Origin of the sequence: Butyrivibrio sp. YAB3001 (assembly GCF_900112195.1) — a bacterium.
Classification (GTDB): Bacteria; Bacillota; Clostridia; order Lachnospirales; family Lachnospiraceae; genus Butyrivibrio.
The window spans coordinates 142,331-168,854 of the sequence record NZ_FOKR01000007.1; the positions used below are offsets into that span (position 1 = coordinate 142,331).

General features: G+C 40.4%; 31 protein-coding genes. 4 read left to right on the plus strand and 27 right to left on the minus strand.

The genetic code is table 11. The features are described from left to right. Positions 1 to 17: 17 nt before the first annotated feature. The 13 genes from BM086_RS09680 to BM086_RS09735 all read right to left on the minus strand — a co-directional run bounded on the left by BM086_RS09680 (position 18) and on the right by BM086_RS09735 (position 9,891). The gene (locus tag BM086_RS09680) at positions 18 to 1,259 is read right to left on the minus strand and encodes a sensor histidine kinase (RefSeq protein WP_092325819.1); all 1,242 of its coding nucleotides are present in this window, start codon (positions 1,257 to 1,259) and stop codon (positions 18 to 20) included. Next, positions 1,260 to 1,991, minus strand: coding sequence for a LytR/AlgR family response regulator transcription factor (locus BM086_RS09685; protein ID WP_175560196.1), 732 nt, complete (start codon positions 1,989 to 1,991; stop codon positions 1,260 to 1,262). A 389-nt stretch (positions 1,992 to 2,380) separates the two neighbouring features. Then, the gene (locus BM086_RS09690; RefSeq protein WP_013283029.1) at positions 2,381 to 2,920 is read right to left on the minus strand and encodes a hypothetical protein; all 540 of its coding nucleotides are present in this window, start codon (positions 2,918 to 2,920) and stop codon (positions 2,381 to 2,383) included. A 249-nt stretch (positions 2,921 to 3,169) separates the two neighbouring features. Beyond that, complete coding sequence (locus tag BM086_RS09695) at positions 3,170 to 3,637, minus strand: hypothetical protein (RefSeq protein ID WP_092325821.1); 468 nt, start codon at positions 3,635 to 3,637, stop codon at positions 3,170 to 3,172. A gap of 404 nt (positions 3,638 to 4,041) precedes the next feature. Then, positions 4,042 to 5,760 carry a cellulose binding domain-containing protein gene (locus tag BM086_RS09700; RefSeq protein ID WP_092325822.1) on the minus strand — a complete coding sequence of 573 codons (1,719 nt, stop codon included), beginning with the start codon at positions 5,758 to 5,760 and terminating at the stop codon, positions 4,042 to 4,044. Between the two features lie 162 nt (positions 5,761 to 5,922). Continuing rightward, the gene (locus BM086_RS09705; protein WP_092325823.1) at positions 5,923 to 6,282 is read right to left on the minus strand and encodes an MATE family efflux transporter; all 360 of its coding nucleotides are present in this window, start codon (positions 6,280 to 6,282) and stop codon (positions 5,923 to 5,925) included. An 8-nt stretch (positions 6,283 to 6,290) separates the two neighbouring features. Beyond that, positions 6,291 to 6,728 carry a MarR family winged helix-turn-helix transcriptional regulator gene (locus tag BM086_RS09710; RefSeq protein ID WP_092325824.1) on the minus strand — a complete coding sequence of 146 codons (438 nt, stop codon included), beginning with the start codon at positions 6,726 to 6,728 and terminating at the stop codon, positions 6,291 to 6,293. A 201-nt stretch (positions 6,729 to 6,929) separates the two neighbouring features. Continuing rightward, positions 6,930 to 7,619: a hypothetical protein gene (locus BM086_RS09715; protein WP_092325825.1), complete on the minus strand. Its 690-nt coding sequence runs from the start codon at positions 7,617 to 7,619 to the stop codon at positions 6,930 to 6,932. A gap of 62 nt (positions 7,620 to 7,681) precedes the next feature. Continuing rightward, on the minus strand, positions 7,682 to 7,924 hold the full coding sequence (locus BM086_RS09720; RefSeq protein ID WP_092325826.1) for a helix-turn-helix transcriptional regulator: 243 nt from the start codon (positions 7,922 to 7,924) through the stop codon (positions 7,682 to 7,684). Beyond that, complete coding sequence (locus tag BM086_RS09725; RefSeq protein ID WP_092325827.1) at positions 7,921 to 8,394, minus strand: hypothetical protein; 474 nt, start codon at positions 8,392 to 8,394, stop codon at positions 7,921 to 7,923. The genes BM086_RS09720 and BM086_RS09725 overlap by 4 nt, the downstream gene beginning before the upstream one ends. Positions 8,395 to 8,508: 114 nt before the next feature. Further along, positions 8,509 to 8,736, minus strand: coding sequence for a hypothetical protein (locus tag BM086_RS09730; protein WP_092325828.1), 228 nt, complete (start codon positions 8,734 to 8,736; stop codon positions 8,509 to 8,511). A 141-nt stretch (positions 8,737 to 8,877) separates the two neighbouring features. Next, on the minus strand, positions 8,878 to 9,051 hold the full coding sequence (locus BM086_RS20895; protein WP_175560197.1) for a hypothetical protein: 174 nt from the start codon (positions 9,049 to 9,051) through the stop codon (positions 8,878 to 8,880). A gap of 192 nt (positions 9,052 to 9,243) precedes the next feature. Next, positions 9,244 to 9,891, minus strand: coding sequence for a hypothetical protein (locus BM086_RS09735; protein ID WP_092325829.1), 648 nt, complete (start codon positions 9,889 to 9,891; stop codon positions 9,244 to 9,246). Positions 9,892 to 10,326: 435 nt separating this feature from the next. Here BM086_RS09735 and BM086_RS09745 point away from each other — a divergent pair, with 435 nt between their 5' ends. Next, entirely contained in the window at positions 10,327 to 11,829 is a 1,503-nt protein-coding gene (locus BM086_RS09745) for a DNA translocase FtsK (RefSeq protein WP_092325831.1), read from the plus strand. 36 nt (positions 11,830 to 11,865) lie between these two features. Here the strand turns inward: BM086_RS09745 and BM086_RS09750 are convergent, their stop codons facing one another. The 4 genes from BM086_RS09750 to BM086_RS09765 all read right to left on the minus strand — a co-directional run bounded on the left by BM086_RS09750 (position 11,866) and on the right by BM086_RS09765 (position 13,905). After that, complete coding sequence (locus BM086_RS09750; RefSeq protein ID WP_092325832.1) at positions 11,866 to 12,414, minus strand: hypothetical protein; 549 nt, start codon at positions 12,412 to 12,414, stop codon at positions 11,866 to 11,868. Further along, positions 12,389 to 12,961 carry a hypothetical protein gene (locus tag BM086_RS09755; RefSeq protein WP_092325833.1) on the minus strand — a complete coding sequence of 191 codons (573 nt, stop codon included), beginning with the start codon at positions 12,959 to 12,961 and terminating at the stop codon, positions 12,389 to 12,391. Before BM086_RS09755 ends, BM086_RS09750 begins: the two co-directional genes overlap by 26 nt. Positions 12,962 to 13,055: 94 nt before the next feature. Next, the gene (locus BM086_RS09760) at positions 13,056 to 13,484 is read right to left on the minus strand and encodes an ImmA/IrrE family metallo-endopeptidase (RefSeq protein WP_092325834.1); all 429 of its coding nucleotides are present in this window, start codon (positions 13,482 to 13,484) and stop codon (positions 13,056 to 13,058) included. Beyond that, on the minus strand, positions 13,462 to 13,905 hold the full coding sequence (locus BM086_RS09765) for a helix-turn-helix domain-containing protein (RefSeq protein WP_092325835.1): 444 nt from the start codon (positions 13,903 to 13,905) through the stop codon (positions 13,462 to 13,464). Before BM086_RS09765 ends, BM086_RS09760 begins: the two co-directional genes overlap by 23 nt. A gap of 163 nt (positions 13,906 to 14,068) precedes the next feature. Here BM086_RS09765 and ftsZ point away from each other — a divergent pair, with 163 nt between their 5' ends. Beyond that, entirely contained in the window at positions 14,069 to 15,247 is a 1,179-nt protein-coding gene (gene ftsZ / locus BM086_RS09770; RefSeq protein ID WP_175560198.1) for a cell division protein FtsZ, read from the plus strand. A 30-nt stretch (positions 15,248 to 15,277) separates the two neighbouring features. On the opposite strand, the gene BM086_RS09775 is transcribed toward ftsZ, so the two are convergent. From BM086_RS09775 to BM086_RS09815, 9 genes are all read right to left on the minus strand, one after another. Then, entirely contained in the window at positions 15,278 to 16,033 is a 756-nt protein-coding gene (locus BM086_RS09775; protein ID WP_092325837.1) for a metallophosphoesterase, read from the minus strand. A gap of 62 nt (positions 16,034 to 16,095) precedes the next feature. Beyond that, a complete protein-coding gene (locus BM086_RS09780) occupies positions 16,096 to 18,165 on the minus strand; it encodes an AAA family ATPase (protein WP_175560199.1) in 2,070 nt (689 codons plus the stop codon). 25 nt (positions 18,166 to 18,190) lie between these two features. After that, positions 18,191 to 18,538 carry a hypothetical protein gene (locus BM086_RS09785; RefSeq protein ID WP_092325839.1) on the minus strand — a complete coding sequence of 116 codons (348 nt, stop codon included), beginning with the start codon at positions 18,536 to 18,538 and terminating at the stop codon, positions 18,191 to 18,193. Positions 18,539 to 18,786: 248 nt separating this feature from the next. After that, positions 18,787 to 19,053: a ParB N-terminal domain-containing protein gene (locus BM086_RS09790; RefSeq protein ID WP_092325878.1), complete on the minus strand. Its 267-nt coding sequence runs from the start codon at positions 19,051 to 19,053 to the stop codon at positions 18,787 to 18,789. Between the two features lie 102 nt (positions 19,054 to 19,155). Then, entirely contained in the window at positions 19,156 to 19,614 is a 459-nt protein-coding gene (locus BM086_RS09795; RefSeq protein ID WP_092325840.1) for a DUF6273 domain-containing protein, read from the minus strand. Continuing rightward, positions 19,614 to 20,321 (minus strand): hypothetical protein, encoded by a 708-nt coding sequence (locus tag BM086_RS09800; RefSeq protein ID WP_092325841.1) that lies wholly within the window; start codon positions 20,319 to 20,321, stop codon positions 19,614 to 19,616. The genes BM086_RS09795 and BM086_RS09800 overlap by 1 nt, the downstream gene beginning before the upstream one ends. Continuing rightward, entirely contained in the window at positions 20,314 to 21,369 is a 1,056-nt protein-coding gene (locus BM086_RS09805; RefSeq protein WP_092325842.1) for a helix-turn-helix transcriptional regulator, read from the minus strand. Before BM086_RS09805 ends, BM086_RS09800 begins: the two co-directional genes overlap by 8 nt. Positions 21,370 to 21,511: 142 nt before the next feature. Continuing rightward, positions 21,512 to 22,546, minus strand: coding sequence for a pentapeptide repeat-containing protein (locus BM086_RS09810; protein ID WP_092325843.1), 1,035 nt, complete (start codon positions 22,544 to 22,546; stop codon positions 21,512 to 21,514). Next, entirely contained in the window at positions 22,530 to 22,985 is a 456-nt protein-coding gene (locus tag BM086_RS09815) for a hypothetical protein (RefSeq protein WP_092325844.1), read from the minus strand. Before BM086_RS09815 ends, BM086_RS09810 begins: the two co-directional genes overlap by 17 nt. A 177-nt stretch (positions 22,986 to 23,162) precedes the next feature. Here BM086_RS09815 and BM086_RS09820 point away from each other — a divergent pair, with 177 nt between their 5' ends. After that, the gene (locus tag BM086_RS09820; protein ID WP_092325845.1) at positions 23,163 to 24,395 is read left to right on the plus strand and encodes an ATP-binding protein; all 1,233 of its coding nucleotides are present in this window, start codon (positions 23,163 to 23,165) and stop codon (positions 24,393 to 24,395) included. 75 nt (positions 24,396 to 24,470) lie between these two features. On the opposite strand, the gene BM086_RS09825 is transcribed toward BM086_RS09820, so the two are convergent. Further along, on the minus strand, positions 24,471 to 24,656 hold the full coding sequence (locus BM086_RS09825; RefSeq protein ID WP_092325846.1) for a hypothetical protein: 186 nt from the start codon (positions 24,654 to 24,656) through the stop codon (positions 24,471 to 24,473). Between the two features lie 209 nt (positions 24,657 to 24,865). On the opposite strand from BM086_RS09825, the gene BM086_RS09830 reads away from it, so the two are divergent. Next, complete coding sequence (locus tag BM086_RS09830) at positions 24,866 to 26,350, plus strand: transposase (RefSeq protein WP_092325847.1); 1,485 nt, start codon at positions 24,866 to 24,868, stop codon at positions 26,348 to 26,350. Positions 26,351 to 26,524: the final 174 nt, after the last annotated feature.

Sequence of the window (26,524 nt, forward strand, 5' to 3'; positions counted from 1 at the left end):
TCCCAATCACTAATAATTTACCCCACCGGAATCATTCCTTCTGCCACAAAGAACTGATCCGTTACTGATATATCAAGACTTCCGTTCTGCTCTCTTACTAGATCCTGCACGCTTCTAAGCCCAATCCCATGATTATTCTGGCTCTTTTTCCCTAGGACATGTCCTCCTTCAACCCTGACGGGGCCATTATAAGTATTCTTGATCTGAAGGAAAAGAATTCCAGCGGAAAACTGCATTGTAAGCACAATTCTCTTTTCATCAGCCTGAGCTGCAGCTTCAATAGCATTTTCCAAGAGGTTTCCGACTATAACATTGAGCTTACATCTTGAAACATCTATGTCTTCAGGTATTTTGATGTCGCAGGTTACATCAATCTGGTGGTTCTTTGCATTGTCCAGAAGATAGTTTATCAGGCTGTCAGTTTCATATTCTCCGGTATGTACCATCTGCTTTGAATCAACAAATGTCCTCCGCAGCTCATCAATATAGGTACAGATCTTTTCATCCTCGCCCTGTTTGGCAAGCCCTTCGATTTCAAACAGGTGATGCCTAAGATCATGTCGCAGGTTCTGTTCTTTTCTATCGGAGATTCGCATCAGCTCCATCTCATGCTTGTAGGCTTCCACTTCTCGCTCCAGGTAAATCTTCCTCATCCTGTCTCCAAGGTTGATGGCAAGCCTGTTGTACAATATTACAGATAATGTAGATATTCCAAGAACACTTATGCAGGCAATCAGTCTGTAGATCCCAGCTTCCATCGCAGTCACGCAGTACAAAAGAACTGCGGCCAGGATTGGGAATCCCGAAAGGACCAACATTTCTTTTCCAACAACATCCCAAGACTTGCCTCTGCGGATTGTAATTCTCAAAACTCTTTCTATAACGAGTAAGAAAACCACTGTCAGTGCCATACTATAGAAATAATCTGACTCACCCAAAAAAGGAATAGTCAGCGCATAAGCCAACATATCGCAGGCAGCGCCTAGTACTGCTATTATCATGCAAACTGCCAGCTTCTTGATCAGTTTGCCCTCATATACACTTGATATAAGCAGCATCAGTAAAACATTTGTAAAAAGATTCACAACCGGCACATGAAACAGTTCATTAACTGCAAATGTTCCCACAAGCCAACATACGGAAAAGACAGCTCTTTTTATTCTATTGCCTGTTTCAAATTGGAGGAAATCCCCCAGAAATTGTCTGATCACAAGCAACAAGAAAAAGTTGCAAATAATATTTATCAGATAGTATTCCATTTAGCCCTCACAACACATTTTTTTCCAACGGGAAAAGATTTTATCTTTAAAAGAATCTGCGTATTTTCTGCTAACACTGATCTGCTCATCATTATTCATGATCACATAATCAGTTCCGCTCTTCTTAAGTGCATTCAGATTGATCGCATATGAATTATGAATCTGCACAAAATAATCTGGAAGCTGTTTCATCTCTTCTGAAAGTTTTCCGTAATATTCTATGGTTTCATCCCTGCAGACTACAGAGATTATTCTTTTGTTGCTGCTAAGATATAATATGTCCTTACAGCTGATGGTTATGTTCTCTCTTTTTACATTGCAAAAGAAATAGTCTTCCGATTCTCCAATTATTTCAAAGCCGCGCTTCAATGCCTTAAAAAGGGATTCTTCAGTGATTGGTTTTACAAGAAAGTCCAGCGGCTGAACAGAAAAAAGTTTCATGGCATAAGTTTCTTTTGACGAAACATATATGATCTGAGTATGGAAGTTTCTGTTTTTCTCACGCAGAAACTTTCCAACGTCAATGCCGCTCATTCTGGCGAGTTCTATATCAAGAATCAAGAAATCATAAGACGAGCCACACCTTATACTCTCTATCAGTGCTTCCCCTGTGTAGAATATCTCAGCGTGAAATTTGGCGCCAATCTGTTGTGAATTCTCAATTAGTATCTTTTCAATTTCCTGGCAGGTTAGTGATTCATCATCACATATAGCTACTTTGTAGGTGTTCATAAGCTCCCCCATCAGCATAATAAGTGCATAAACACACAAAGGAATTATACCATTCCTGCAGTAAATAAGGCCGCTAATTGTAATAATTAACGGCCAACTTGTAATAATTTGCAGTTATAGAAAATAATTGGTGTACTAATACTTTAACATCAGGCGTTCTGAAACATAGAAAAAATACTGTAGTTCAGCATTTTGGATGTGATAATACAGTGCCAAGCATTTCATAAACGACTTTTATGTAATCACATGCTATCCTATATATCTCTTATGAGAAATCTTCACATTGCTCTGCTTAACCATAACGTACTGCATGGTAGTATCCTCTTCCGCACAACTCCTCATCAGTTTCAGCTGATTTGATAACTATTGAATCGTTTATTTCTTCCATTTTATTCTAACCACTTCTCCAATCCACGGTCAGTCCAGACCTGAACCTCTACATAGCATTCCGGCCCATATTTAAAGTCCGGATTCCATTCCTGAGGCAGCCCATACTTGTCTATGATATTCTGAATCTCTTCAAAACTGTAAAGCCTATTTCTATATTCTTTCCCATCCTTTACATTACCGCTGAAAGTAGGGTGGGAATCTCCGTAAGTGAACGAGAGCATGCTCGTATCTAACTCATCGGTATCAATTATAATGCTTGCGGTATGTTCATACCATTTTTCAAAAAACGGCACTTCTTCCACTACCATATAATGCGGGGTGTCTCTCTCAGGTCTTCCACCGATTTTTATAAATTCGTTTCGAAGGATTGCTTCAAAACGTCTCCGCTTCTGAAGATAATCGGATGGCCGTTTGGCCAGAAAAACATCCGGCTTATCCTTGCGAATCTGTTCCAGAACCTTTTCTCCATCCTCATCAGATAGATCAGATATACTCCGAAACGGACCTTTTTCTCTTTCATAATAATGATATAATCTCATGCTACTCTCTTGGCTTACCCCCCTCTTTTCCCCAGAATTCAATCCAATACTCATCCCGAAAAATTGCGTTTGTTATGGGCGCACTACTGAAAGTTAAATTATTCTTTATGTCCATAATGATGTTATAAACATCGGTGAAGCATCCTTACTCCTTTCAAATCCACAATTCCCATAACGTTGTTTTTCTTCGAAATGTTTTATTCCCACAAATTTTCAGCCCCTAATACTTCAGTTTATAATTTAGTTTTTTCACCGCATCAAATTGGTCAAGCCCATTACCAATTTACATTGAATGTATCGAGCATATTCCTGCACTAGCTGAAGAAGTCCTCTTCCGTCACATAGAAGATGATGAGTTATAAAAAGAACTCTCGTTCCGCTCTCGGAAGGATAAGCAAAAGCCTTAAGCAATGCTTCCTTTTGAACATTCCAACCGGCTGAAGATACCGCCTCGTAATCAGTCTGCCAGTTATCGTTTGCTTTTTTTACCGTTACTGGGATTTCAAGTTGCGATTGCTCCTCATAATATATCCTGTAACTTCCCTGCTCCTTGGCTATCAGACTTCTCATAAGCGGATGAGCTGATTTTAGAACACCTATGCTCTCGATGATCCTGTTCTCACCAAACTCTGCCCCAATCTCTGCCACGATGCCAAAGTGCATGTTCGGACACATATAGTGCGCCCTTTTCGTATATAAGTATTTTCTATCTGACATGGGTTTATCTTTCCTTTATTTATCCTATCAGTTCGATTATCTATACTAACAAACGCCTTAGTCAATATTTATTTTATCTTAAATCATAGTATCCATTTTTGCTACAAGTCTTTCCTTTGGAACTGCGCCCATTTCATCATCATAAAGATACGGATTATTATATACATAGTAAAAGCAGCGTACAATCCGTGATTCGAATCATACGCTGCCAAATACATTCCTTTTTGTTCTTAGACGTACCATAATAATCACTAAGATGGTCCAACCCTGCATCAAAGTAGACTGTTCCCAGAATATCAAGCTTAAACCGTCTCAGATTTCAGATCAACAACGCCTACTATGAAGAACAAGACAGCGCAAAAGGGCCGCGCACTAATAGTTTAGTGCGACAGCCCCTTAAAGTCTTATCTATAACTGTATTGAATCAATTCGTTCACTTCATGAAGCCCATCTGCGTCAATATCAAATACATACCATGCATTACCGCTGCCGCTTGTAGGAACTTCAAATGTGTCCACAAGAACGCTTCCCTTGTATGCGTTGACGGTTGCTCCTGATTCTGCTATCACAGGGGTGCCGCTGTAGTTATAGGCAACATACTTAAGCGTTTTTCCTTTAAAGTATTCGTTGTCGATATCTATAGTTATAGTTTCCGGTCCTAATCCGCGGGTATTATCAACATCTAAAGTTACTACAACTTCGCCGCTGCTGCTAAGTTTTTTCTTTGTGTAGTCAACGGTGGCGACCTTTCCACCATCCTCCCCATAAATATCCAGATGCGAATCCAGATCTTTGGGAGTAGGATTCCATGTGAGTACTATTCTGTACTGTCCTTCAGGAAGCACCGGTGAAATAGCCATTACTACAGGTTCTATTGATTCCTGCTCCACTGCGGTAACGTTAAAGTATCCGGTAATGAAACCATCGATTGATACTTCTGCAGTGTAATCTCCTTCCTTTACAGCAAACTGTACATCTCCATTTTCAGTTGAGACTGCTTCTGCAATGAAGTCACCTTCCTGATTGTCTTTACCTTCACGAAGCCTTACAACAGCACCTTCAATTGAAGATCCCTTTACAGCATTTATAACACGTCCATAGATTGCGAGAATAATTGCTTCAGCCTCTTCTGAATACTTTGTCAGCACATAGTCATTTATCTGCGCGGAGGAATCTACTGTAACATCCGGATTATCCCAGGGAGCAACTACGTTGAATCCGAAAGATACAGATTCTCCTGCCGGAATATTCTGATTGTAAACTGCATTCTTTATAACATATCTTCCGTTCTCGTGCTGTTCGATAATGCCGTTCCATATCTGTGTGATTTCGTTGGCAAAATCAAATTCAAGTCCCCAGTCCTCAATAGTCTTGTCAGTATTGTTCGTGATAGTTACCTGGCCTGTGAAGCCTGTCTCCCAGTCTGCTATAACTTCATAAGTGACTGTGTAGTCTTCTTCTTGCGTATCTTTCTTGGCATTCAGGTTTTTAAAATCAGTGGGTTCGCCATTAAAAGCTGCACCAACGCTGAACCCAAAGAATACAGATCCGCCAACCGGAATATCCTGATTCCAGCCGCAGTTATTAATAACAAACACGCCGTTTTCATGGCTTTCTACAACGCCGTTCCAGATTGTTGTAAAATCTGGAGCGTCATAGGCCATGCTCAGTTTCCAGTCTTCGATAACCCTATCGCTCGTATTCTCGATAGTAACACCTGCATTGTATCCATCTCCCCAATCTTCAAGGAGAGCAAATGTAACCTTGTATTCGGAATCTGCAGATTCTTCTGCTGCAACAGGTTCTTCTACTACAACAGGCTCTTCAGGGAAAACTTCCGTCTCTTCTTCGGGTGCTTCTGGCAGCACGTATGTTACTTTAGACTCCTCAGTAGGAACGATAGTTGTGTCCTCCTCATCAGAAGTAATTGCTGCGTCCTCCTCATCAGAATCGATAGTTGCGTTCTCCTCATCAGAAGTAATTGCTGCGTCCTCCTCATCGGGGGCGATTGTAACATTCTCTTCACCGGGCAATTCTTCAGCAAAAGAATTGAATGAGATCATGTTAAAAGACATTGCTACTACTAATAACGCCGAAACCAAAACACTCTTTTTCTTGAACATAATATACCCCTTCTACAATACTTAATTGTCAGTTTAGGCAATATCACAGCGCCGGCAGAAGTGATATCACCAAAAAGAAGTATACCAATAAAATATATAATATGCAATTAGCAGTTATAATAATTACGCATTTTCGTGATTTTTGTAATTTCGATCAATTCGTTATTTTTTTCTTTCTTGGGCAACGCCATTGATGCAAGCAAAAAGGAACTCTATCATCATGGAGAAATACTTATTGGCCAGATCATTTTTCTTTTCCCCAAGCGTCTTCGCCACAAGCGCTGTTCCCCCTGAACCAAACATAAGTCCCAAGGCTCCAAGGATCATAAGCGCCGGCATGACGATATTTATGGCAGCAAATGCGTTTTTCCCTACAAAGTTAGAAACAAACAGTCCATCAACAACACCATATATAGAAGTAAAAACTACCATTGTCATTGATGGGAAGCAGTATCTCAGTAATCTTTTATAATCAAAGTGATCAGCAAGCTGTATCACATCCTTTTCTTTTCTCAAAAACATACCTAACCTCAAAATTTATTCATTTCATCTTCAAGTCTGCTGTTATACATTTCAAGCAGCCGGATAAGTGTTTCCTGTTCTTTTTCTGTAAAGGAGAAAAATGCCTTTCTCTCAGCCTCAAGAATAAGATCTGCACTTTGTCCCGCCATCTGTATTCCCTCTTTTGTCAGAAGAAATCTCTTTTCGCGTCCGTTTTTATCCGAAACAAACACCTTGCCTTCATTCAGGAGCTTTTTCATAGCTGAATTCACTGTCTGCTTAGGCAAAAGATATTCATCTATTATTTCTTTCTGTGTAAACCCACTTTCTGAGGCTCTAATGGCATATAGAATCATTATTGTTGTCTCAGACATTTCAAACTTTTTGGACTGCTTCTGATAAATACTGTTCAGCTCTTTGTCCAGGTTTATGAATTTCATCAGGTTTTCACTATTCTCGTGAGGCATTCTTTCCCTCCAAATAAAATAATCCGAAATCAGACTTCGATTATAATAGTCCGATTTCGGATTAATATCAATATTCATTATTTCATTTATGTTCAGAGATAACGCTCCATGCAGGAACTGGAAAAGTAAGTACATGCCTTATGATATCACAGCTATATAGGCTATTCTACAGCTTTTACGGCTTATTTTTTGTTCCCATTTTTATCTGTTATTCACTGTGATCCTTCCAATTTTCAAGTGCTTAATCAGCTTTTCGTTTTTCACCACTGTGTGCTGCGGTAAAATAACGTTCTGGAAATAATCTCCATCCCCGGCAAGCAATGCGCCCGGTTCATCATCAAATCCTGAAAAATCCATGTTAAGTGCCAAATATTCGGCATATTTTGCCCCAAGATCCCGCCTGCGGATCACAGAATATATAAGAACCTCGTTAAGCCCTGTTCTCTCCCGGTTGAAGTCGCTCATTTTACTGTATAACTCAGTGGCTTCTTTAAAGGCAGTCTCTTCCTGTGATGTATTTAATGCCATTCCTGCCCTTTGAGCTTCATTGTAGTAGATGATATGGGACAGATACGTATTTATCGCCGTCTTCATAGCAAGTTCACTGATAAACTGAGAATCCAGTCCGGCTGAAAAATGTGTGTTCCACCAGTGCAGCGGATCTTCGGGATCATATAAAAGTGCCTGCTTCTGGACAAATTCTTCGGTGGTGTATATGTAATAGCCAAATTCACGTAGTGTCAGATCGTTGCCGTCCACAGAAATCACAACTTCATCCAGATGATCTTCATAATGAAAGGCAGTCGCCGTCCTATAAATCTGCGCTCCGATAATCGCAATGATACTTGTTATTGCCAAAACAATAATGATTTTTTTCTCATTACCGGCCATATACAATCCTCTTTATGTGGAATTACCTTTATATAGACCAGAGCTCATTTCTTTAATCCATTTCAGGCCTGATCATCTTTAAGAAACAATTCCTGGAATTCCTTTCTTCCGGGGACCCACGCTTTCTCGTAGATGTGCGTAAAATGGTTCTTAACGGTCTGTTCTGATATTCCAAGCATATATGCTATTCTTCTGTTAGAGAATCCGGACAACTTTAGAAAGCCCAGTTCCAGCTCACGTCTTGTAAAGCCGTATTTCTGAGCAACTTTGAGATAATGCTGTTTTGTTATCTCATTTTCCATCATTCTCCAAGATCCATTTCTTCATTCATTTTTCGCTCAGCATTTAGTCTTAGCGGAAGGAGCAGGAACTCAATAATAACCGCATACAATCCGGCCAGAAAACACACTGCCAGATTGGGGCCTATTGTTTCCGGAGTATCCAGATGCCCCATCAGAAGGATTCCTGATATGATTATTGCAAAAAGAGCTGCATGTACAGTAAGTTTCTGCGCCGCAACCACGGCCCCTATAATATTTTTAAGTTCCAGCAGACTAAATGGCTTGATGCCAACAGAAAAAGCTTTTATGAAATTCTTCCATTCCCCCATGATAAGTAATCCGGGAATAAGGATCAATACTATAAGCAGTAACGACGGAAGATCAAGGAACCAGTAGATAGCAGACATTCCATAGCTACCACCCAGAACACTAATCATGAATACCACAATAAACAGTATCATTTCTCCGATTAGAACCAATCTTATATTTTTCATGGCAGTTCTCCTTTCAATACTCGTATCAGGTCAGATCCTCGAATAGGAAGTGACGCATCCTTCGTTCTTGATTTGAAACTACCACAAATATATACAGAATGATATAGTACCTTTTTATTGAGTCCTTATTTTTTGCCGTACTGCTCTAAAAGACGGATCTATAAGATTCCAGTGTTCTTCCCCACCGTAAGACCACATATTCACCTCATACATTCCATCTACAATATAGACCTTACAGATAAATTCCCAGTCCTCATCAATAGTTATTCTCCCTCCGTATGGTCCAAGAAAATCAAATATTTGATTAAGTCCTTTTAGGATATCATTGCTATTAACGCTCATGTCTCAATCCTTTCTACCAACAATCATACTATTTATAGTCTTTCTGTATTATTAAAAAACAATTAAAATCCTCACGTGCTATTGTTCATTTATCCACAACAACTATTTCCCGCAATGAGCAACCTCCCAATCTCCCAGCCTCTAATAAAAATCCCGGAATTCATCATGGGACATAGTAGATGCGAGCATGCAATCTATATAGCCTTTGCCCGCATAGAGCATATCGCATACTCTTTTTTCTTCTTCCGTTTTTGCAACTTCCTCTTTTTGCAGGGCATAGAAGCCATCCCCAAGGAGTTTCAAAACTAATATCAAGATGCTCTCCATGCCTACTGTCAGATATCAGCCTCGCAAAAGCCATACTTGGCACGTTGATAAACATGTTTAGCATTTTTTATCCATCGCTTCACCTTGTTCGTAGGTTTTTCGTGAAGCCTTTGATACCGGGTAGTTTCTTCAAAGCAGGAATTTCCCCGTTTGATTTTACTCATATCCAGGTCCTCTTCTTCAGCCTCTATTCCCATAGGCAATAAGCCAAGAGGCCACGTCGCCATTTCTTAAGGTTCTATCATAATGAAACTGATCCAGACTAATAAGCATTTCCTCAAAGCCACGTTCAAACATCAGATCCTCAGGATCAATGATATCCATTAGCGGATATACCATGCTGACGCACTTTTCCAAGTCACCCGTAGCCTCGATCCATCCTACACGTTTATCCCTCAAATATGAAAGATGCTCATACAGGGCTCTACTTACATCATCCTTAAGATTAATGTTGGCCTGCCTGTCTTTTTCTTCCTTAGCAACAATTCTCCTCGCCAAAAATGTCATCTTATTTCCATGGCCTTCCTCTTCATAGAACGCGGAGATTGCATAAACCTTTCTTGGATCAAAGCCACTTTCAGATAATTCCATCTCTCCATAATACGAAATGTACCAGGAGTAACCGCCATATATGAAAAGATCTACATCCAATGGTGTCAGATTTCCATCTAAGATTTCAGAAGTACTAGGGACGATCTTAAACAGCGGGTCCGAAACCTTGTACACGCCATCATCCAGAACAAAGTGCTTTCCTAAAACTGCTCTTAGAGACAGATTCTCTAATGAACAGGTAATGAATTTGTCTTTTGATTTGATTAGTTTCCTCATATATCCATGTCTCCTAAGCATTAGTATAGAATGCTTGTCGGACAAATGCTGTCCATGCAGTAATGAGAATTGGCATGTATAACCGAACTTCCATGCCACCTCCACGAAGAAGGAAGTTTTTGGCACATAGGCAGTGAAGTTGTAAATACTGAAGGGGTTTGTTGAACAATAAACCATACATAATAACAAATAACAGAATAATCATTGTCACTAACATTTGAACCTAACACAAACAGCCCTTGTCTTCCTTTAGTTTCTTAATAAGCTTGTTCGCATATGCAGATGTCATCTTTATCATGGAATGTCTCCTCTCTTTTCTTTATACGTTTTAAGTGTTTCTGTCGTTTTCTATACAATAACAAGGGGCATGCGGCTTTTTTGTCGCATGCTATAAATTAGTATTCATTCATATAGCATTCATAAGGAGAATCAACAATGAGTAATGAATATATTTATCCCCCTCTTGACCTTCTAGAAAAAGGAAAAGAAGTTAGTAATCCTACTAGTAAACAAGAGCTGATAGAAACTGCAAATAAACTACAAGACATACTCAAAGCATTCAATATACCGATGGGGATTTTAGAGATGAGTCAAGGCCCGACCGTCACACGCTTTGAGTTAAAACCAGAACCTGGCGTTAGAATCAGTGAAATTCTAAGTTTGGAGGATGAATTAAAACTTCATCTGGCTACGGAAAACATAAGAATGGAAATCCCTGTTCCTGGAAAGGCTGCTATTGGTCTTGAAATCCCCAATCAAAAAAAGCATATAGTTGCACTTCGAGAGCTATTAGAATTGCTTGAGCATAAGAACTCCACATCAGAACTTACCGTTGCCTTAGGAAAGGATTCCGCTGGAAATGCCGTGTTTTCAGACATTTCTTCTATGCAGCATCTTCTCGTTGGTGGCTCCACAGGATCAGGAAAGTCTATATGGATAAATACAATAATCATGAGTATTCTTTTTAGTACGAGTCCTGAAGATATACGGATGGTACTGATTGATCCTAAGATAGCCGAGTTTTCAGTCTATAATGGAATTCCTCATCTCTTACTTCCTGTAGTTACAGATCCAGTTAAAGCAATTGACGTTTTGCGCTGGGCAGTGTGTGAAATGGTCAGAAGATGCACATTATTTGCTAATTCAGGAGTTAAAAACATTAATGCATATAACGATCATATTCGAGCAAGTAACAACTTAAGTATTAAAACAATACCAAGAATACTAATCGTAATAGATGAGTTAGCTGACCTTATGATGTTATCCGCCTATGAAGTCGAGAACGCCATATATAGATTGACTTCATTTGCAAAAGCAGCAGGTATCCACCTGATAATTGCAACTCAGCACCCTTCGATTGATGTCCTTACGGACCTTATTAAAGCTAATATTCCATGCAAACTAGCCTTTGCCGTGTCCAATAAAGTTGATTCTTGCACCATTTTAGATCAATATGGCGCTGAGAAACTCTTAGGAAATGGTGATATTCTATTTTCTCAAGGTTTTCAAGGTATTTTGGGTCATTCGATGAGAATTCAAAGCGCATATGTATCAGATACAGAAATCAAGAATGTTACTGAGTTTATAAAGAAAGAAGCTTTCTGCTCTCCATATGACCAAGACATAGAACAGGAACTCAAAAAAATCCACTTTGACGAGAGCGACTACTATCTTGACTTGCCAATATATAACAACTCAGATCCGGATGAATACTTTATACAGGCCGGAGTCCTTGTCACAGAAAGGCAAAGAGCGTCTATAGGAATGCTGCAAAGAATGCTCAAGATTAGCTATAGAAGAGCTGAAAGAATCATGAATCAGCTTAGCGAAGCAGGTGTGGTAAGCATTGCTGCTGGCAACCACCATATACAAGTACTTATGACTAAAGAGCGCTTCCGTTCTATTGCAAATACAATTGAAAATGACAAGCCATCATAATTTCAGCGTGAATCTTTTAGATTCACGCTGAAGATATCACCACAGAATCTGCCACCGTTCATATTTACCTGCATTCTTGAACTTTTGCGCTTTTCTATAGGCCTGTTCATTCATATGTTGCCTTATTGCCACCAGTATATCAGGCATGAATAATCCGAATTCACGGCACAGGACCTTAAACACTAGCACATTGGGGGTATAAAATGGATTCAGCCAAACATCTTTGTCGCTTCTCCCTGACATTAGCATTATCGCGGCTGCACACCCGGGGCTCCGAGAGCCCCCTTTAGAACACGATACATATAAATCGGTAACCTCTTTGGGTAAATGCCTTACAAAAGAAATAACTTTTTTAGCATGGTATCTCCTGAAGGCCCCATATTCCTTCTCATCTTCAACATCAATGATATCGATGACCAACTTAGGTATGTCGATTCTATCAAGAAAAGGCGTAGTTCTAGTCGTGAGGAGAATAATCGCACACTGTTTATGCGGGACATCAAACATATCCTCAGAAAATGCCGGAACGGCAAGGATATGAATTGTAAATTGCCTAACCTTACGCTTTTTCCTCTTTATCCTCATGGTTGCATCCTTCTTTATCAGATTTACAGGGGTCCGTATCTTTCTTTATCTTCGCAAGCCACTCCCTTATATATGCCTCCAAGTCCTCATATGTTCTAAGCTTTTTCTCGTTTGCATAGATACATTGGGGATCTTCATCGTTCTTCTTTCTGCCAAACGGAACTAGCGTAAATCGTTTTTCTATAACCATAACCAGTCTGTACTCTTTGTAATAAACGTAGTTCCTCTTAAAATCTATCTCCATTATGGGTTCATGCGACCCACCGCCTCCAGATAAGCAGCAATAGCCAAGATCATACTCAGGTAAAACCTCATTCGCTATTCTTTCAAAAAAATCCTCGGCCTTATCGAACTCTGCAGCATAACGTTCTGTCCAAAACATGAAATAAGCAATGGCCCAGTAGTCCATCTTCAATAATTCTGACAGAGAAATAGGCTGACTCTTAATGCAAATAACAAGCGTATCCTCAAATCTATCCTTGTTATCGATCTGACTCCAGTAACTGGTTTGAACATATTTCAAGTACGGTGGCTGCTTTTTCTGCACTTCACTCCTCCTGGTTGTTTCTTCCCTTTTCCACACAATAACAAGGGGCATGCGACTTTTTTGTCGCATGCCCCGGATAGGACTTTGCAAATATTCACTTTTTCAGCTCTATGCTCTGTTCTACAATATTCTGAAGTAGATACGGCGGAATCTCTGTCATATCCACCTTCAGTCTTGCCTGGTCCTCTAAAAGCGCCAGCACAAAGAGGTTTGCCTCATATTCTGACTGCATATTTATCTTTCCGCCAATATCAGCGAAGTAATTCAATGTCTCATCATGTAAAAAGATATGTCCCAATTCATGAGCACATAAGATCTTTTTTGATGCCTCCGTGTAATTAGAGTTTATAGCTATGTATGGCGCGTACCCACGAAATTTAACAGCCTGAGCTTTGAAGCCCTTGAATCCATGATTGCGCTCTATTATTCTTATTCCCCAAATCTTGGCTAGCTCAAATGGGTCATTAGTATGATATGTATTCCTCAGTCCATTTGCAAAATCAACGATTTCCTGCTTTCTCATCCCCCGGAGCCCCCTTTGTCTGATATCTATGACTCATAACTTTTAAATGGCCCAGTAGCTCATTTGCAAATTCGACGATTGTCTCCTCATCCATCTGGTTAGGGTCATAACCACCAAACGCAGCAAGCGTCGGTGTTTTAAGAATAAATTCAATTGCTCCCTGCGGATTATCAAAGTGGTTTGGCAGCTTTGCAATCTCTTCTTTGTCAGCGTCAGTGGCCTCTTCATTACCCATCAGTTCAGCCGGTGTGACACCTAAGATCTTGCAAATCTTATCAAACGTTTCCACTGGAATCTTGCTTATACTTGATGCCTCATAACGATATATGGTCGTATAGGACACACCAAGCTGCTCTGCAATACTCTCTACAGATATTCCCAGTTCTTTTCTTTTGTTTTTCAGTCTTTCACCAATTTGCATATGCGTTACCTCATCTGTGTTACATCATACACCAAAATTTGCATTTATGCAAATTATTGTTGACATTGATTTGCATAAACGCTATATTGTAAACCATAAAATATTTGCATAAATGCAAATCATTTTCACGCCACACTTGCACTTGTGCAAACGGGAGGTAGATATGCTTGAAATAAAAGAATCATTTGCAAACAGCAAAACCATGCCAAAAGTCATGGTCATTGGCATTGGCGGTGGGGGAAACAACGCCATAACAAGGATGATTGAAAAGGCATCCGATTATGTTACATACGCAGCACTTAACACTGATTCCATGACTCTGGATAAATGTCCAGCCACAAAACGACTTCAGCTCGGCACAAAACTCACGCAAGGGTTCGGTGCCGGCGGCGACCCTACTGTAGGGGAGTCCGCCGCAAAAGAGAGCGAGGAAGATATAGCAGAGCTCGTCCATGATGCAAATATGGTAATCCTAACCTGCGGAATGGGCGGCGGCACTGGAACCGGCGCCATTCCGGTCGTAGCTCAGATTTGTAAAAACCTGGGAATCCTTACCGTTGCAGTAGTTACAATGCCCTTCTCTTTCGAGAGCAAGCCCAGAGTCTATGCAGCTCAGACGGGGTTAAAAAAACTTGAGCAGAACATCGACACTCTGCTGGTCATTCCAAATGACAAGCTCCTCACAATCACTGATAAGCAGTTTTTTCTTGATGAAGCCTTCACCCTGTGTGATTCAGTTCTGAGATACACAGTCGAAGGCATCACTAATATCATCTTCAATCACGGAACAATAAACCTTGACTTTAACGACCTCAGATCCACGCTTAAAGACAAAGGTTATGGCTTATTCGGCATCGGAATAGCTTCTGGAGACGAGACAATAGTTGATGCAGTAGAAAAGGCCATCAGCTCTCAACTTCTCGACACCAGAATAACCGGAGCATCCAATATACTTCTGAACACTAGCGGAAGAGTCGACCTTGTTGCTCTTAATAAAGCTGTTTCCTACATAAGAGAACAGGCTGGCGACAATGTTAACATCTTCTGGGGTACTGTAAGCGGCGATCCAACTTCTGAGGAAATAGTCGTAACAGTTATTGCGACAGGAATGAAGCAGGTTTCCACTGTTCAGGAGTCTTCAACTCCTGACCCAAAAGAATTTGCTTCAAAAGTACTTGTCACGCCTAAAGAGCCCACTCCTCAGATAAATCCTAATCTGGACTTCCTAAAGAATGCAAAACAGGCATCAGGCATACCGACTGTTTCTACTCTTCAGTCAAAACCAAAGCCGATGCCTGTCCAACTGCAGATTCCAGAGTTTTTACTCCATAAGCCAAGCTAAACCATTAAAGCCAGGGAAACCTGGCTTTAATCAACCAACGTACGGAACTGGAAACTCCACCATGTCCTCGAGCCGTAGGAATATCAATCCGTTATCAACCTCATCGAGCTCTCCGAAAGAACAGCCTCCATCGATATCGATTAGATTTCCTTTCCGAAAAGACTTCAGGCACCCAAAGTCTTCCTCAACCTCAATCCATTTTCGGATTCTCTGTACCGGAACGTGACCTGTGACAAATGTATAATCATAGTCACCATATATGTTCTCCCCTTTAGTCTCAAAATCATCACGATATATGGATGTCCAGACAATATTCCAAACATCCTGGTAGCTCATATCTTTGTACTTAAGGTTCTCAAGACCTTTCTTATAATATGAATGGGAAAGGCATATTTTTCTGCCTTCCACATCCATTGTCATCATGACATACCGGTCGCCCAGCCATTTCAAAAGCTCTTTCCTTTCGGCTTTCTTCAAGGTCTCATACTGCGAGAACGTTTTGTCGCCACCATTGTAAAATAGCCAAAGGTCCCAGTCCTTCCCGTTCCAAACATTCTTGCCGCCAGGATCTACTGAATTTAGCATCATGAACTCATGGTTTCCTATGATCAGGTCCATATTAGCCTCTGCCATAATCTTCTGGAGAATCTTGATCCCATCAGGGCCTCTGTCTACTGCATCCCCTAAGACATATAGGTAGTCTTCTGACGAAAACTCGATAGCCTTAAGTCCAGCAAGAAACGTATTCAATTGTCCATGTATATCTGCCACCACATACGTTGACATATTGCCCCCTAAAAAGCCTTATAATACTTTACTATACAGTGAGGACAAGAAATGTCCACCTGTCATACTGCAAAACCAATTCCCTGTTTTTTCTCCTTGAACTGATTTCCGACTACTGTTTCAAAATCCTCAGCCTTAAGCTGCATGATCTTCTCCTTAGAGATCTTTTTACCCTTGTTCTCCCTAAAGAGTCTCTGTGACTGGCGCATTTCTGCCTGTTCTAATAGATTACGGACAAATCGTCCATTACCAAACTCCTCATGGGCACATGCTTCCTTAAATATCTCCATAGATTTTGGTTCAACGTCTTCAGAAAGCTTAAATCCTCTCTTTTCAGCCATTAGCTTCAGGATCTGCCACATTTCATCAGCTTTATAATCCGGGAAGTCAAGATGGAATGCAATCCTACTTCTAAGGCCCTCATTCTTATCAAGGAACTCTTTCATTTTTTCAGGATATCCAGCAAAAATCACAATCACATCTTCTCTGTGGTTTTCCATTTCCTGTACTATAGTGTTTATTGCCTCATCGCCAAAAGAATTTGAACCATCAACAAGAGAATACGCTTCATCAATAAAGAGAATTCCTCCATTAGCTTCTCTAAACTTCTCGCATACAGTCTTTGCTGTCCATCCTACATACCTGGCAATAAGATCAGCACGTCCTACTTCCACATAATTTCCGCTCTCAAGGACACCTTCTTTCTTTAATATCTGGGCTAGAAGTCTTGCTACAGAAGTCTTAGCGCTGCCAGGATTGCCGGTAAATATCATATGCATAGAGTTCGAATATGTATCCAGTCCCATCTTTGACCTTAACTTTCGAGCCTTTCCAGAATCGATTATCTGATCGACAACATTCTTGATTTCTGAAAGACCTATCATTTCCTTAAGCTCTTTATATGGTTCTGATTCAGGTCCCTTTTTATCCACCTTAACCACATCACAAGCCTTATAGGCTTTATAAATCCGCTCCTTAAGGCTTCTTCCGTACCAGGTATTGAACGCCTTATAAACTTCTGCAACGGTATAAAGCTTTTTCTTAGAAAGCACGCTATAGAAGTCTTCTTCCATCACAACGCTATCATGTTCTTTTGCAAGCTTTTGAAAGAATCTGAAGGACTTGTCGTAATCTCCCGCACCTTCTTTTAGCTCTATGATACTTATATTCTCAACTGCCTTAGAAATCATAGCATTAGAGAAGCCAGGATTAGATGTGTTTTCAATAAAGAAGCATAATGTATACAGTCCATACTCTTTTACAAAAGAGTTAAGTTGCTCTGTAACCTGCTCGTAAGCAGATGCATAAACACCATGCATGCCATCATCACCTGACATATCGATTGAAACAGCGTTTCCCTGTGCAACCTGAAAAATCTTATCCAGTTCATCTTCATTTCGATATGCCCGTTCACCAATGGAAGTCAGTTTTTCTATTCTTGTACCTAAAACTCGGTTATTTGACCAAAGTGCGCTGATAAGCAGCTCGCTGATTGATTCTGCAGCCTGGTAATCGCCAACAATGATTTTGTAATGAACAGGATTGCCGCAGTACTTCCTGGAATTATCGTTCGAATATATCCTCTTCAATTCCTCTATCAGCGTATCATCTGCCATCAGCTCTTCTGCTTTCTTTACAGCCTGCTTATACGTCATTTTTTTACTGATACACTTTTCTTTGACATTGAAATTGTTTGCACCATGGAAATAGTCTATAAGAAGTTCATCAGTAAAGTTCCTACATTGCCATGGTATCAAATCCTGACGATTGGCCTTCCTATACAGTTCATTGACCTCATAAGGGCATATTTCTTTCTGCGATTTAAATGACACATTTTCAATAGCTTTATCAGAATCCGCTATTTTCTTGCTAACAAAATCCTTACATTTTTTCAGAGATACATTTTCAAGGCTACAACCAGCAAGAACGGTCAGCTCACTTTCATTTACAGCAACAATAAGCATAGATATATTACCCTCTAAGCCGCATTCTGGCCCGAGCTGCGAATTTAAATCACTCACAAAATCCGCAAATTCGTTCCGCTTATTCTTACGTGCTTTAGATACGTTTTCTTCAGCTTCTTCAACTATTTCCCTTCTTGTATAGCTATATAAAAACTCATAAAAAACCATCTCTTTACCTCCTGCTGTAAAGCCTTCAATTCTCCTCATCAAAGTGACAATGGTAATGCTTGCTGCCATCTATATGTATAATGGGCTCTGCATCTATACCAAGGGTCTCCAAAACAGCCTGTACCTGCTCATGGCCTATATAGGGACTCATATAAACAAGCGGCTTCCCCTTGTTCGAAACTTCTACTCTTCCACGAGGATAGTAGTTGTATTTCCTATTACAGCCTTTTGGCTTCACAGACTCCCACAACTTCTCATGATTGTAGTTATTTCCTGCTTTGGATAGCCCTTCCATTATCCCCTCTTCATATCTGGAAATAATTAACTCATCTTCTACCAGCCAGAACACTCCTCTTATTCCTTCCTTACACATTCCATATCTCCAGTGTTTTAGTGCCTTTCTGCTATCTTATAGTGTCATTATAGATAGAGGCATGCGGAATTTTTTGTACATGCAAAACATGGTCATTCCGGCATCCCCAATGCCCAAACCTTTGTCTGATACTATCAGAGTATCGCGACAACAGCTTGGTTGACCTAAAATGGGACGATGCATTTCGCATCGTCCCACAAGAAAACACTTCTATAGCAGTAGTTCCACGTATGAATATTGTTCATGTACTAGCTCTGTCTCCGAATAATCGTACTAATCTTTTTCACACCTGCCTTCTGTGCAGCTCTAAGTCTACGTTCTCCAGTAATAAGAATGTAGCTTCCATCCTTTTCATAAACCTCTATAAGAATCAAATTACCATGCTCCCTAATTGAATCTGCCAGTTCATCAAGTGCCCCATCATCAATCTTTTTCGGCTTTTTACTAGGAGCCAGCTGTTCTTTATCTATATCAAAATCTACAGGAATGCTTTCTTTATATGACTTGTCTACCATTATCACTGGTCGTACACCCTGTACTCCGCTCAGATAAAAATCTCCTCCAACGAGATCTAATTCCCCTGATGGACTAATGCCGGTCCAGTTCCCTTCAAATAGTTATGAGGGATCTCTAAGCAACCAGACACAGCATCCGTTCTCTGTACATAAGGAGTCCTCTTCCCAGGAATGCTTTGCCCACCCACTAGGTTTAGCTTTGCGATCGTCTATATTAGGCAGATACTTTTCCACTTCTTCTGCACTAAAAAGAATTACCATATCTTCTAAAACTTTTCCCCCTTGAGTTTGCACTTGAATAGGATACATCTTTTCGCATTCATTATTGCTAAATGCAAACCGATAGAAATAATCATTTAACCAGTTTCTTACATAACTGTTTTCCCATTCAAGCTTATCATTTTCGTAGTCTTCATCTCCGTACTGCATTGAATCAATGCAGTTTTTACTAATCAAAAGCATTTTCCCTTCTAATGTCTCATTTAATACAATCCTGGTTATTGCTTTCATATCCATACTGCTTTTTTTGAAACGATACCTTCCGATTTTAACTGTTTTCATCAAATCACCTCTACGCTCTCCGACGATTGGACCAGATCTTTGATTGTTTCTTTTATCGAAGCCTTGTCAGTTGTCTTCCTATACTGCGCAACTGCAGTCCATAATTTGTTCTCCCAGACAAGAACCGTCCCTTCATTTCTTGTAAAGCGCTTTCTAAGAACATCCTGTAATTCGTAATATTTCCCAGAATCTTTCCACCTACTCCAGGTACTAGATTCAATCTGGCAATCTATATCCGTGTACTTCAAGCCCTCCAGGATATAACTATCAATCGGAACATGGAAGTCCCTCATGTACTTTTCCAAAACATCTTTTTCGTGTCCCTTAAGCAAATCCAGGCTATAAGCTATATAGAGATATTTTGATGTCATATTCACCCATTTCTGAGCGTTTCCATATTCAAATGGCAACCCCTTAAATCCTTCTAGCAGCCTACTACATGCTTTTTTATGCCACTCGTCATAAACCATCTTCTTGTCAGAAAACAATTCCCTGAAAATATCTTGCAATTCATTTTTAGACTCCGCTTTCTGCTCTGCAGATTTTTTTCTCATATATTCCTTAACTCTTGTGTTATACGCCCCCTGATTAGTGGCATCCTTACATGCCCTATCTATAGAATTAGCTAGAAGCATCTCCCAATCACATTGATCATGTGTAACACCCAAATAACTATATGTCAAAAAGTCTATAGCAGTATTATTCATATCCTTTTAGCCCCTTCTTCAAATCCTCAATCGCTCTATTCCTCAGCTCCTTCGGCTCCAGAATCACAACATCCGGAGCATAGTTCTTGGCAAACTGCAGTACAGAGGTCTCATTGGCATTAACAGCAACACTTACGTGGGTAGCATCCTGATTGTAGAATCGAACATCGCTTCCAAACATATCCACAATGTCGCTTATCATCTCATTAACTATCCTGAGCTTGGCTCTGGAAGTATCGCTGCTGTACATATAAACGTGCTCTTTCATATATTTTGAAAGATCCAGAGCCTGACCATTTGCACCCTTTAGCTTACTAAAAGGCTTTGATGTCTCTTCCAGCTTCTGAATATCTACAATCCTGTCCACACGGTAATTTGAGATATCCTCGTACTTGTCATAATTGCAGATAAGATAGTATTTTCCTTCTTTTGCAGCCATCTGGTACGGACTTACAACATATACTCTGTCCTTCCCATTCTCATCTTTCTTAGGATGCTGCTTAAGATCTGTTCCATATTCCACGTACTTGAAGGCAATCTTTTTCTTTTCATTTATAGCTTCATCTATCACATCAATATTGAAAAAGAGCTGCTTATTATTTGTCCTGTCCTTTGGCATTGTAGCAATATGCTTAACCCTGGACCTAAAGTAGATATTTGAGAGCTTTTCTATCTTTTCAACAAGCTCTTTGCACTGACTGTATGGAAGATGCTTGGAAAAAAGAAGTCCATCAATAAGAAGCCGCAGCTCACTGTCCTCAAAATCCCTTACAAGATAGAAGTCGCTAAGAATGTAGTTTTCTTCCAGCTCTCCGGTCTTGGGGTTCTTAACCATACGGATTGACTCGCTATAAGCAATGTCATAGCCGAACTCTTCAAGCTTCATCAGGTTTGTCTTGATAGACTTCCTGTCAGCATCCATGCCATATTCTTCCTTAAGCCGCTCCTCTATTTCCTTCTGACTTAAGCGGTGATCCTCATCTGTATATTTCCTGAGTATGTCTAAGAGATTAAAAAGCATCAGTTTCTTTGATTGTTTTGTGCCCATGTCAGCTCCTTTTTTACCGGAAAGTGCATTCCTTAATCAGCTACCATTCTACTAACAATTATGGGCAATTTTTTCCACATAGACAAATTAAGAAATCATAAAGAATCTTGAAACATGCATGTATAACAGTACCCATTTCGAATTAGTTGTTATCTTCTTCATCCTCATCCTTATCTGCAAGTGCCTCAGCTTCCCTGCGTGATAATTCGAAGTATATTCCTGAAACATCCCCATGTCGTTTAGGGTCAAGTTCCTTCGCAATAACATTAGTACCTTTGATATACTTGAATTCTTTGTCTACCCGGCTTACAGCTTCATCGACAGAATTTCCTTCTTTGTCGAAGATATCCAAGACAACCGCTTCGGATGCTCGGCATGAATGTAAAGTACTTCCCTTTCTCTTTGCATGCTCAGGGATCAGTAACTTCACAATCTTCCCTTCCCTACACTTTTTCCATGCAATAAACGATCCCTCTTCCGGACAGAATATAGGCATATGAAGTCCCTTTACGCCCTTCAGATTGTCAGGATTCAAATTTATTTCAGCAGTGCTAAGTCCCGTCATATCAGAGTTTGTAAAATCGGTCCAGTACGTCCTTCTGGCGAAATCGAAATTGGCATTGCAGAGCCTCGTATCCACGAAGGTTGAATCATCAAAGTCAGCACAGCAAAAGCGCGCTTCTTCCAGATCGGATCCTGAAAAATCACAATCACAGATTTCTGCCGCAAAGAAATTTGCCTTCTTTAAAACAGCATTCTTTATCTCACAGTCCCACATGCAAGAAAAGCTAAAACATGCCTTTTTACCTTTGCACTCATTGAGCTTAGAGAGCGTTAAGTTTACGTTGTAGAAAGTGGTGCCATCAATTACAGCCCCCGTCAAATCCGCATTGTGCATATGAGCTCCCCAAAGGTTTGCATTAGACAAATTAGCTCCAGCAAGATTAGAGCTTCTAAGATTTACCCCCATCATGTCTGCATATGAAAAATCCATCCCAGACAGATCCATCTCGCTGAGGTCAACATCGCTAAAATCTGCACGCTTTCCTTCCTCATTGTTTTTGAGCCACTTAGTATGCTCTTCCATACGCTTGTCAAATTCAGCCTTTTCAATCTTCTTTTGTGTTAAAACCGACATTCCCATAGATATCTGCATATCATCACCTATTCCTTTCATCAATAACAATCACTTTGTCTTCCGTACTCTCATCCTTTAGCTCATCACGTAGCTTCTTTATTTCTTCCGGTCCATACTTCCTTACATCATCGACAACTACTATCTTATCGATGGACTTGAGTATCTTGAGAAAATCCGAAACTTCAGAAAAAGATGCTGCCACATTGCACGCCCCTTCAGGCACAGCCCCAGCGCCTCCTCCATCTGGATAAGGATCATCAAAGATCACATTGTTAAGTGAAATAAAGAAATGAGCCGTCCACCATTCAAGATCTACCTGGCCCTGATCATAGTCTTCTGTATCCAAGAAATCGCTCAGCAGAGTCTCATAATAATGTATATGCTTCCTGATAAAGTCGGCTACTCTATCATGAATCTTAAAATAAAGATATAAGATTCTACCTTTTTCTTCAGAACGAACAAATTTAACATTCTCCATATCATCTGCTCCTATCTTTGATAAACTCTTATGTTTTCTGTTCTTGTGATTTCATGATAAAAGAAGGCATGTGGAAATTTTTGCGCATGAAATTGTTAATTTCCGCAAGCCTATTGATATGGCAACCATTTTCGGCTAAAATATGATTGAATCACATTTTAGCCGAAAGGATTTATCATGAGACATATCGAAAGGGATCTTAAATCCAAGATAATAGACCTTAACAAAGAGTACTCTGCCATCCTGATCACAGGTGCAAGACAGGTTGGAAAGAGCACTTTGTTTGAAACCATAATGAAAGAACAGGGAGAAGAAAGAGAGATCGTCACCTTAGATGACCTGGAGGCTCGTGCTCTTGCCAAAAAAGATCCTGCAATGTTTTTGCAGATCCATGAACCTCCTGTCATGATCGATGAAGTACAGTATGCTCCGGAGCTCTTTTCATATATCAAGATCGCAATAGACAAAGGTGCTGCCCCGGGATCATTCTGGCTTACAGGTTCGCAGGCCTTCAAGCTCATGGACCTGGCACAGGAGTCATTGGCCGGAAGAGTTGCAATACTCAGGCTCCCTCCTCTTTCGCAGCACGAAGCATATGGAAAAGATGTTTCCAGTCCATTTTCTGTTGATCTAAGCGCGCTTAAGAAACGTAAAAAGACACATGCGCCTGCTTCATTGGATGAAATATATGAACGCATCTGGATGGGCGGAATGCCCGGTCTTATCAGCGGAAAGTTTACTGACAGGGATGTTTACTACAGCAGTTACATCCAGACATATATCGAAAGAGATGTAAGCGACCTGATCCAGGGAGTAGACAAGCTCTTATTTCAGGACTTCATAAGGTCAGCTGCATCAAGGATAGGCGAGGTGCTTAATGTACATGCCATAGCAGGAGACGTCGGAATAAACGATGATACCGCAAAGCGCTGGTTACAGGTACTGGAAAAGTCAGAGATCATCACACTGCTACGTCCATACAGCAACAACCTGCTCCATAGAACGATCAAGACGCCAAAGCTGTATTTCTTTGATACCGGCCTTGTGGCTTACCTGACAAAATATTCATCCCCGGAGATCCTTGCAAATGGCGCTCTGGCAGGACATATCCTTGAAAACTACGTTGTCATGGAGATCATCAAATCCTATAAAAACGCAGCCAAGGACTGCCTCTTCTGGTATTACAGGGATAAAGACAATAAAGAAGTGGATATGATCCTTGAAAGTGATGGAATGCTCCATCCAATAGAGGTCAAAAGATCGGTCAATCCCGGCACTGAGCTGGTAGGTGCTTTCTCAGTATTAGACAAAGCAACGACACCAAGAGGCTCTGGCGCGATTATATGCATTAGACCTGAGCTGTCAGCAGTAGACAGCAATAACCTGATAGTTCCTGTGTGGTATATATAAAAGAAAAATCGAGCGGCTAAAATCTGAATCAATCGGATTTTGGCCGCTCTTTAGTCCCCATGGAACACGTCCTTCTTACATATCATCAAGCTCATCTTCAAACTCCAACCATCCAAGGAGCCTGTCTTCTTCCCTTCCGCGACGAAGTTCCTCCTGCCTGCGTTCAAATTCTCTACGCTCTTTCTTGTTCATGCTGCCTACGAGTTTTTTGTACTGACCATCTGTCAGTCTTACATCCTTATATTTTTTTCCAAAAAACATAGTAATTACCTCCACTCACCATCATATACTCTCGGAATCTATAAGCCAGTAACAATGCGGCTTTCAGATTCTTTTTTTATTAAAATTCCCCACTTTTTTATCAAAAAACACTTGACATTTACCTCCAAAAATGCGGTGCTTCGCGCCCTTGTTAAAAAGGAAGTGTCGTTACGGCGCGGCCGTAAGTTTTTTGATTGGAGGGCGATTTTATGTTACCTGTTAATTGTGGCAGTCATGCCGACTACCAAAACTTTGTTGTTGAAAATCTCCGCAAATATTACCCTGATCCAGATGCTATATCTCAAAGCACCTGGGATATCATAGACCGCTTTTGGAACCTTGATCTTTCCTACACTGATCAAAACATGATCTCCAAGTATTCTAAATTTGGTCCTGCTCCCAGAACTCCTTCCTGCATGCATCGTTCTTACCTTCTTAGCATTGACTTCAAAGTTGATTCTATTACCGAATGGGTTTCACAATTAAAGATCAATCCTCTTTATGCCATTCTCAGCGGTTTTGAAGTAGGTGATACGCCCGGAATTGGAACTTTCTATGATTTCTTTTCCAGGCTGTGGGATTCGAATGATAATAACCTGTCTTCTCATCTGCATAAACTAAAAGCCACTGTTAAAAAACCTGGTAAAAAAGGTTCTAAAGCCAAACCCATTGATAAAGTTACTGTCGATGAACTATTTAAGCAGCTCGAAGGAACTACGTTCTCTATTAAGGATCAACCTTATGGTTCTCTCTTTGAACTTTTTAAGAAAGAATTTCTGGAAAACTCTGTCCGTAAAGGTCTGATAAATAGTTCTAATCTATCTATTGCCGTCGACGGAACTCCTGTTGTCACATCAGCAAGAGAACGCAAACATCGCATCTGTGATTGTGCCGAAAAAGGTATTACTGACTGCGACTGTGAAAGATACTTTTCTCAGCCTGATTGTGACATCGGATGGGATTCCTCCAGAGACTGCTTCTATCACGGATATGATCTATATATGATTGTTGCGTCAGACTCAGAAAGTGATCTCCCCGTATTCCCGCTCTTAAATCCAGCCTCAATGCATGATTCGCATGGCTTTCTTCATTCCTTCTTCAGGATGAAATCATTTCTTCCGGATTATAACGTCCGTAAACTATTACTGGATTCTGCTCATGATGCCATGCCTTACTATGAATACTGTAAAAAGGAACACATAACCCCTTTTATTGATCTAAACGAAAAGCGTGGCATAAAAGTGCAATACAAGAATGATTTCACCATTGGTAAAGATGGTGTTCCTGTATGCAAGGCTGGAAGAAAAATGAACCATGATGGTGTTGAAAGCTCCAAATACCGCATTAAATTCCGTTGTCCCTTGGCAAGCAGAAAATTTGGATGTTCCTGTAGTGAACCATGCTCGAATTCCAAATATGGTCGTACTGTTCATTTGGCCATGAAAGATAATCCGCGCCTTATAAACATACCGCCAAGAGATAGTGATGAATGGAAAAACGAGTATAATGCAAGAACTTCTGTTGAACGCTCAAACAAGCGTGAGAAAATAGACTTCAAACTAGAAAGCGGCAGGCACCGCTCAACAAAGATGTGGTACTGCCGCCTCTATCACATCCTCATGTTACAACATTTGGATGCATGGGATCTGCCTTACGAATCCGCCCTGAGAAAGTTGGTTTGTAATGTAGCATGATCTCGTAAATATCATACAGCATTCTCAGGCATAGCAACAGTGTTATGTCTATTATTCATGCCCTGTTTTGCATCTTTTTTTCATCTTGGGTAATATTCACTTGTCAAAGTTCAATTGCCAGAATTTAGCTGGCATGATCACTCAAGATTCCGAGAGATCATTGAAACCCAAACA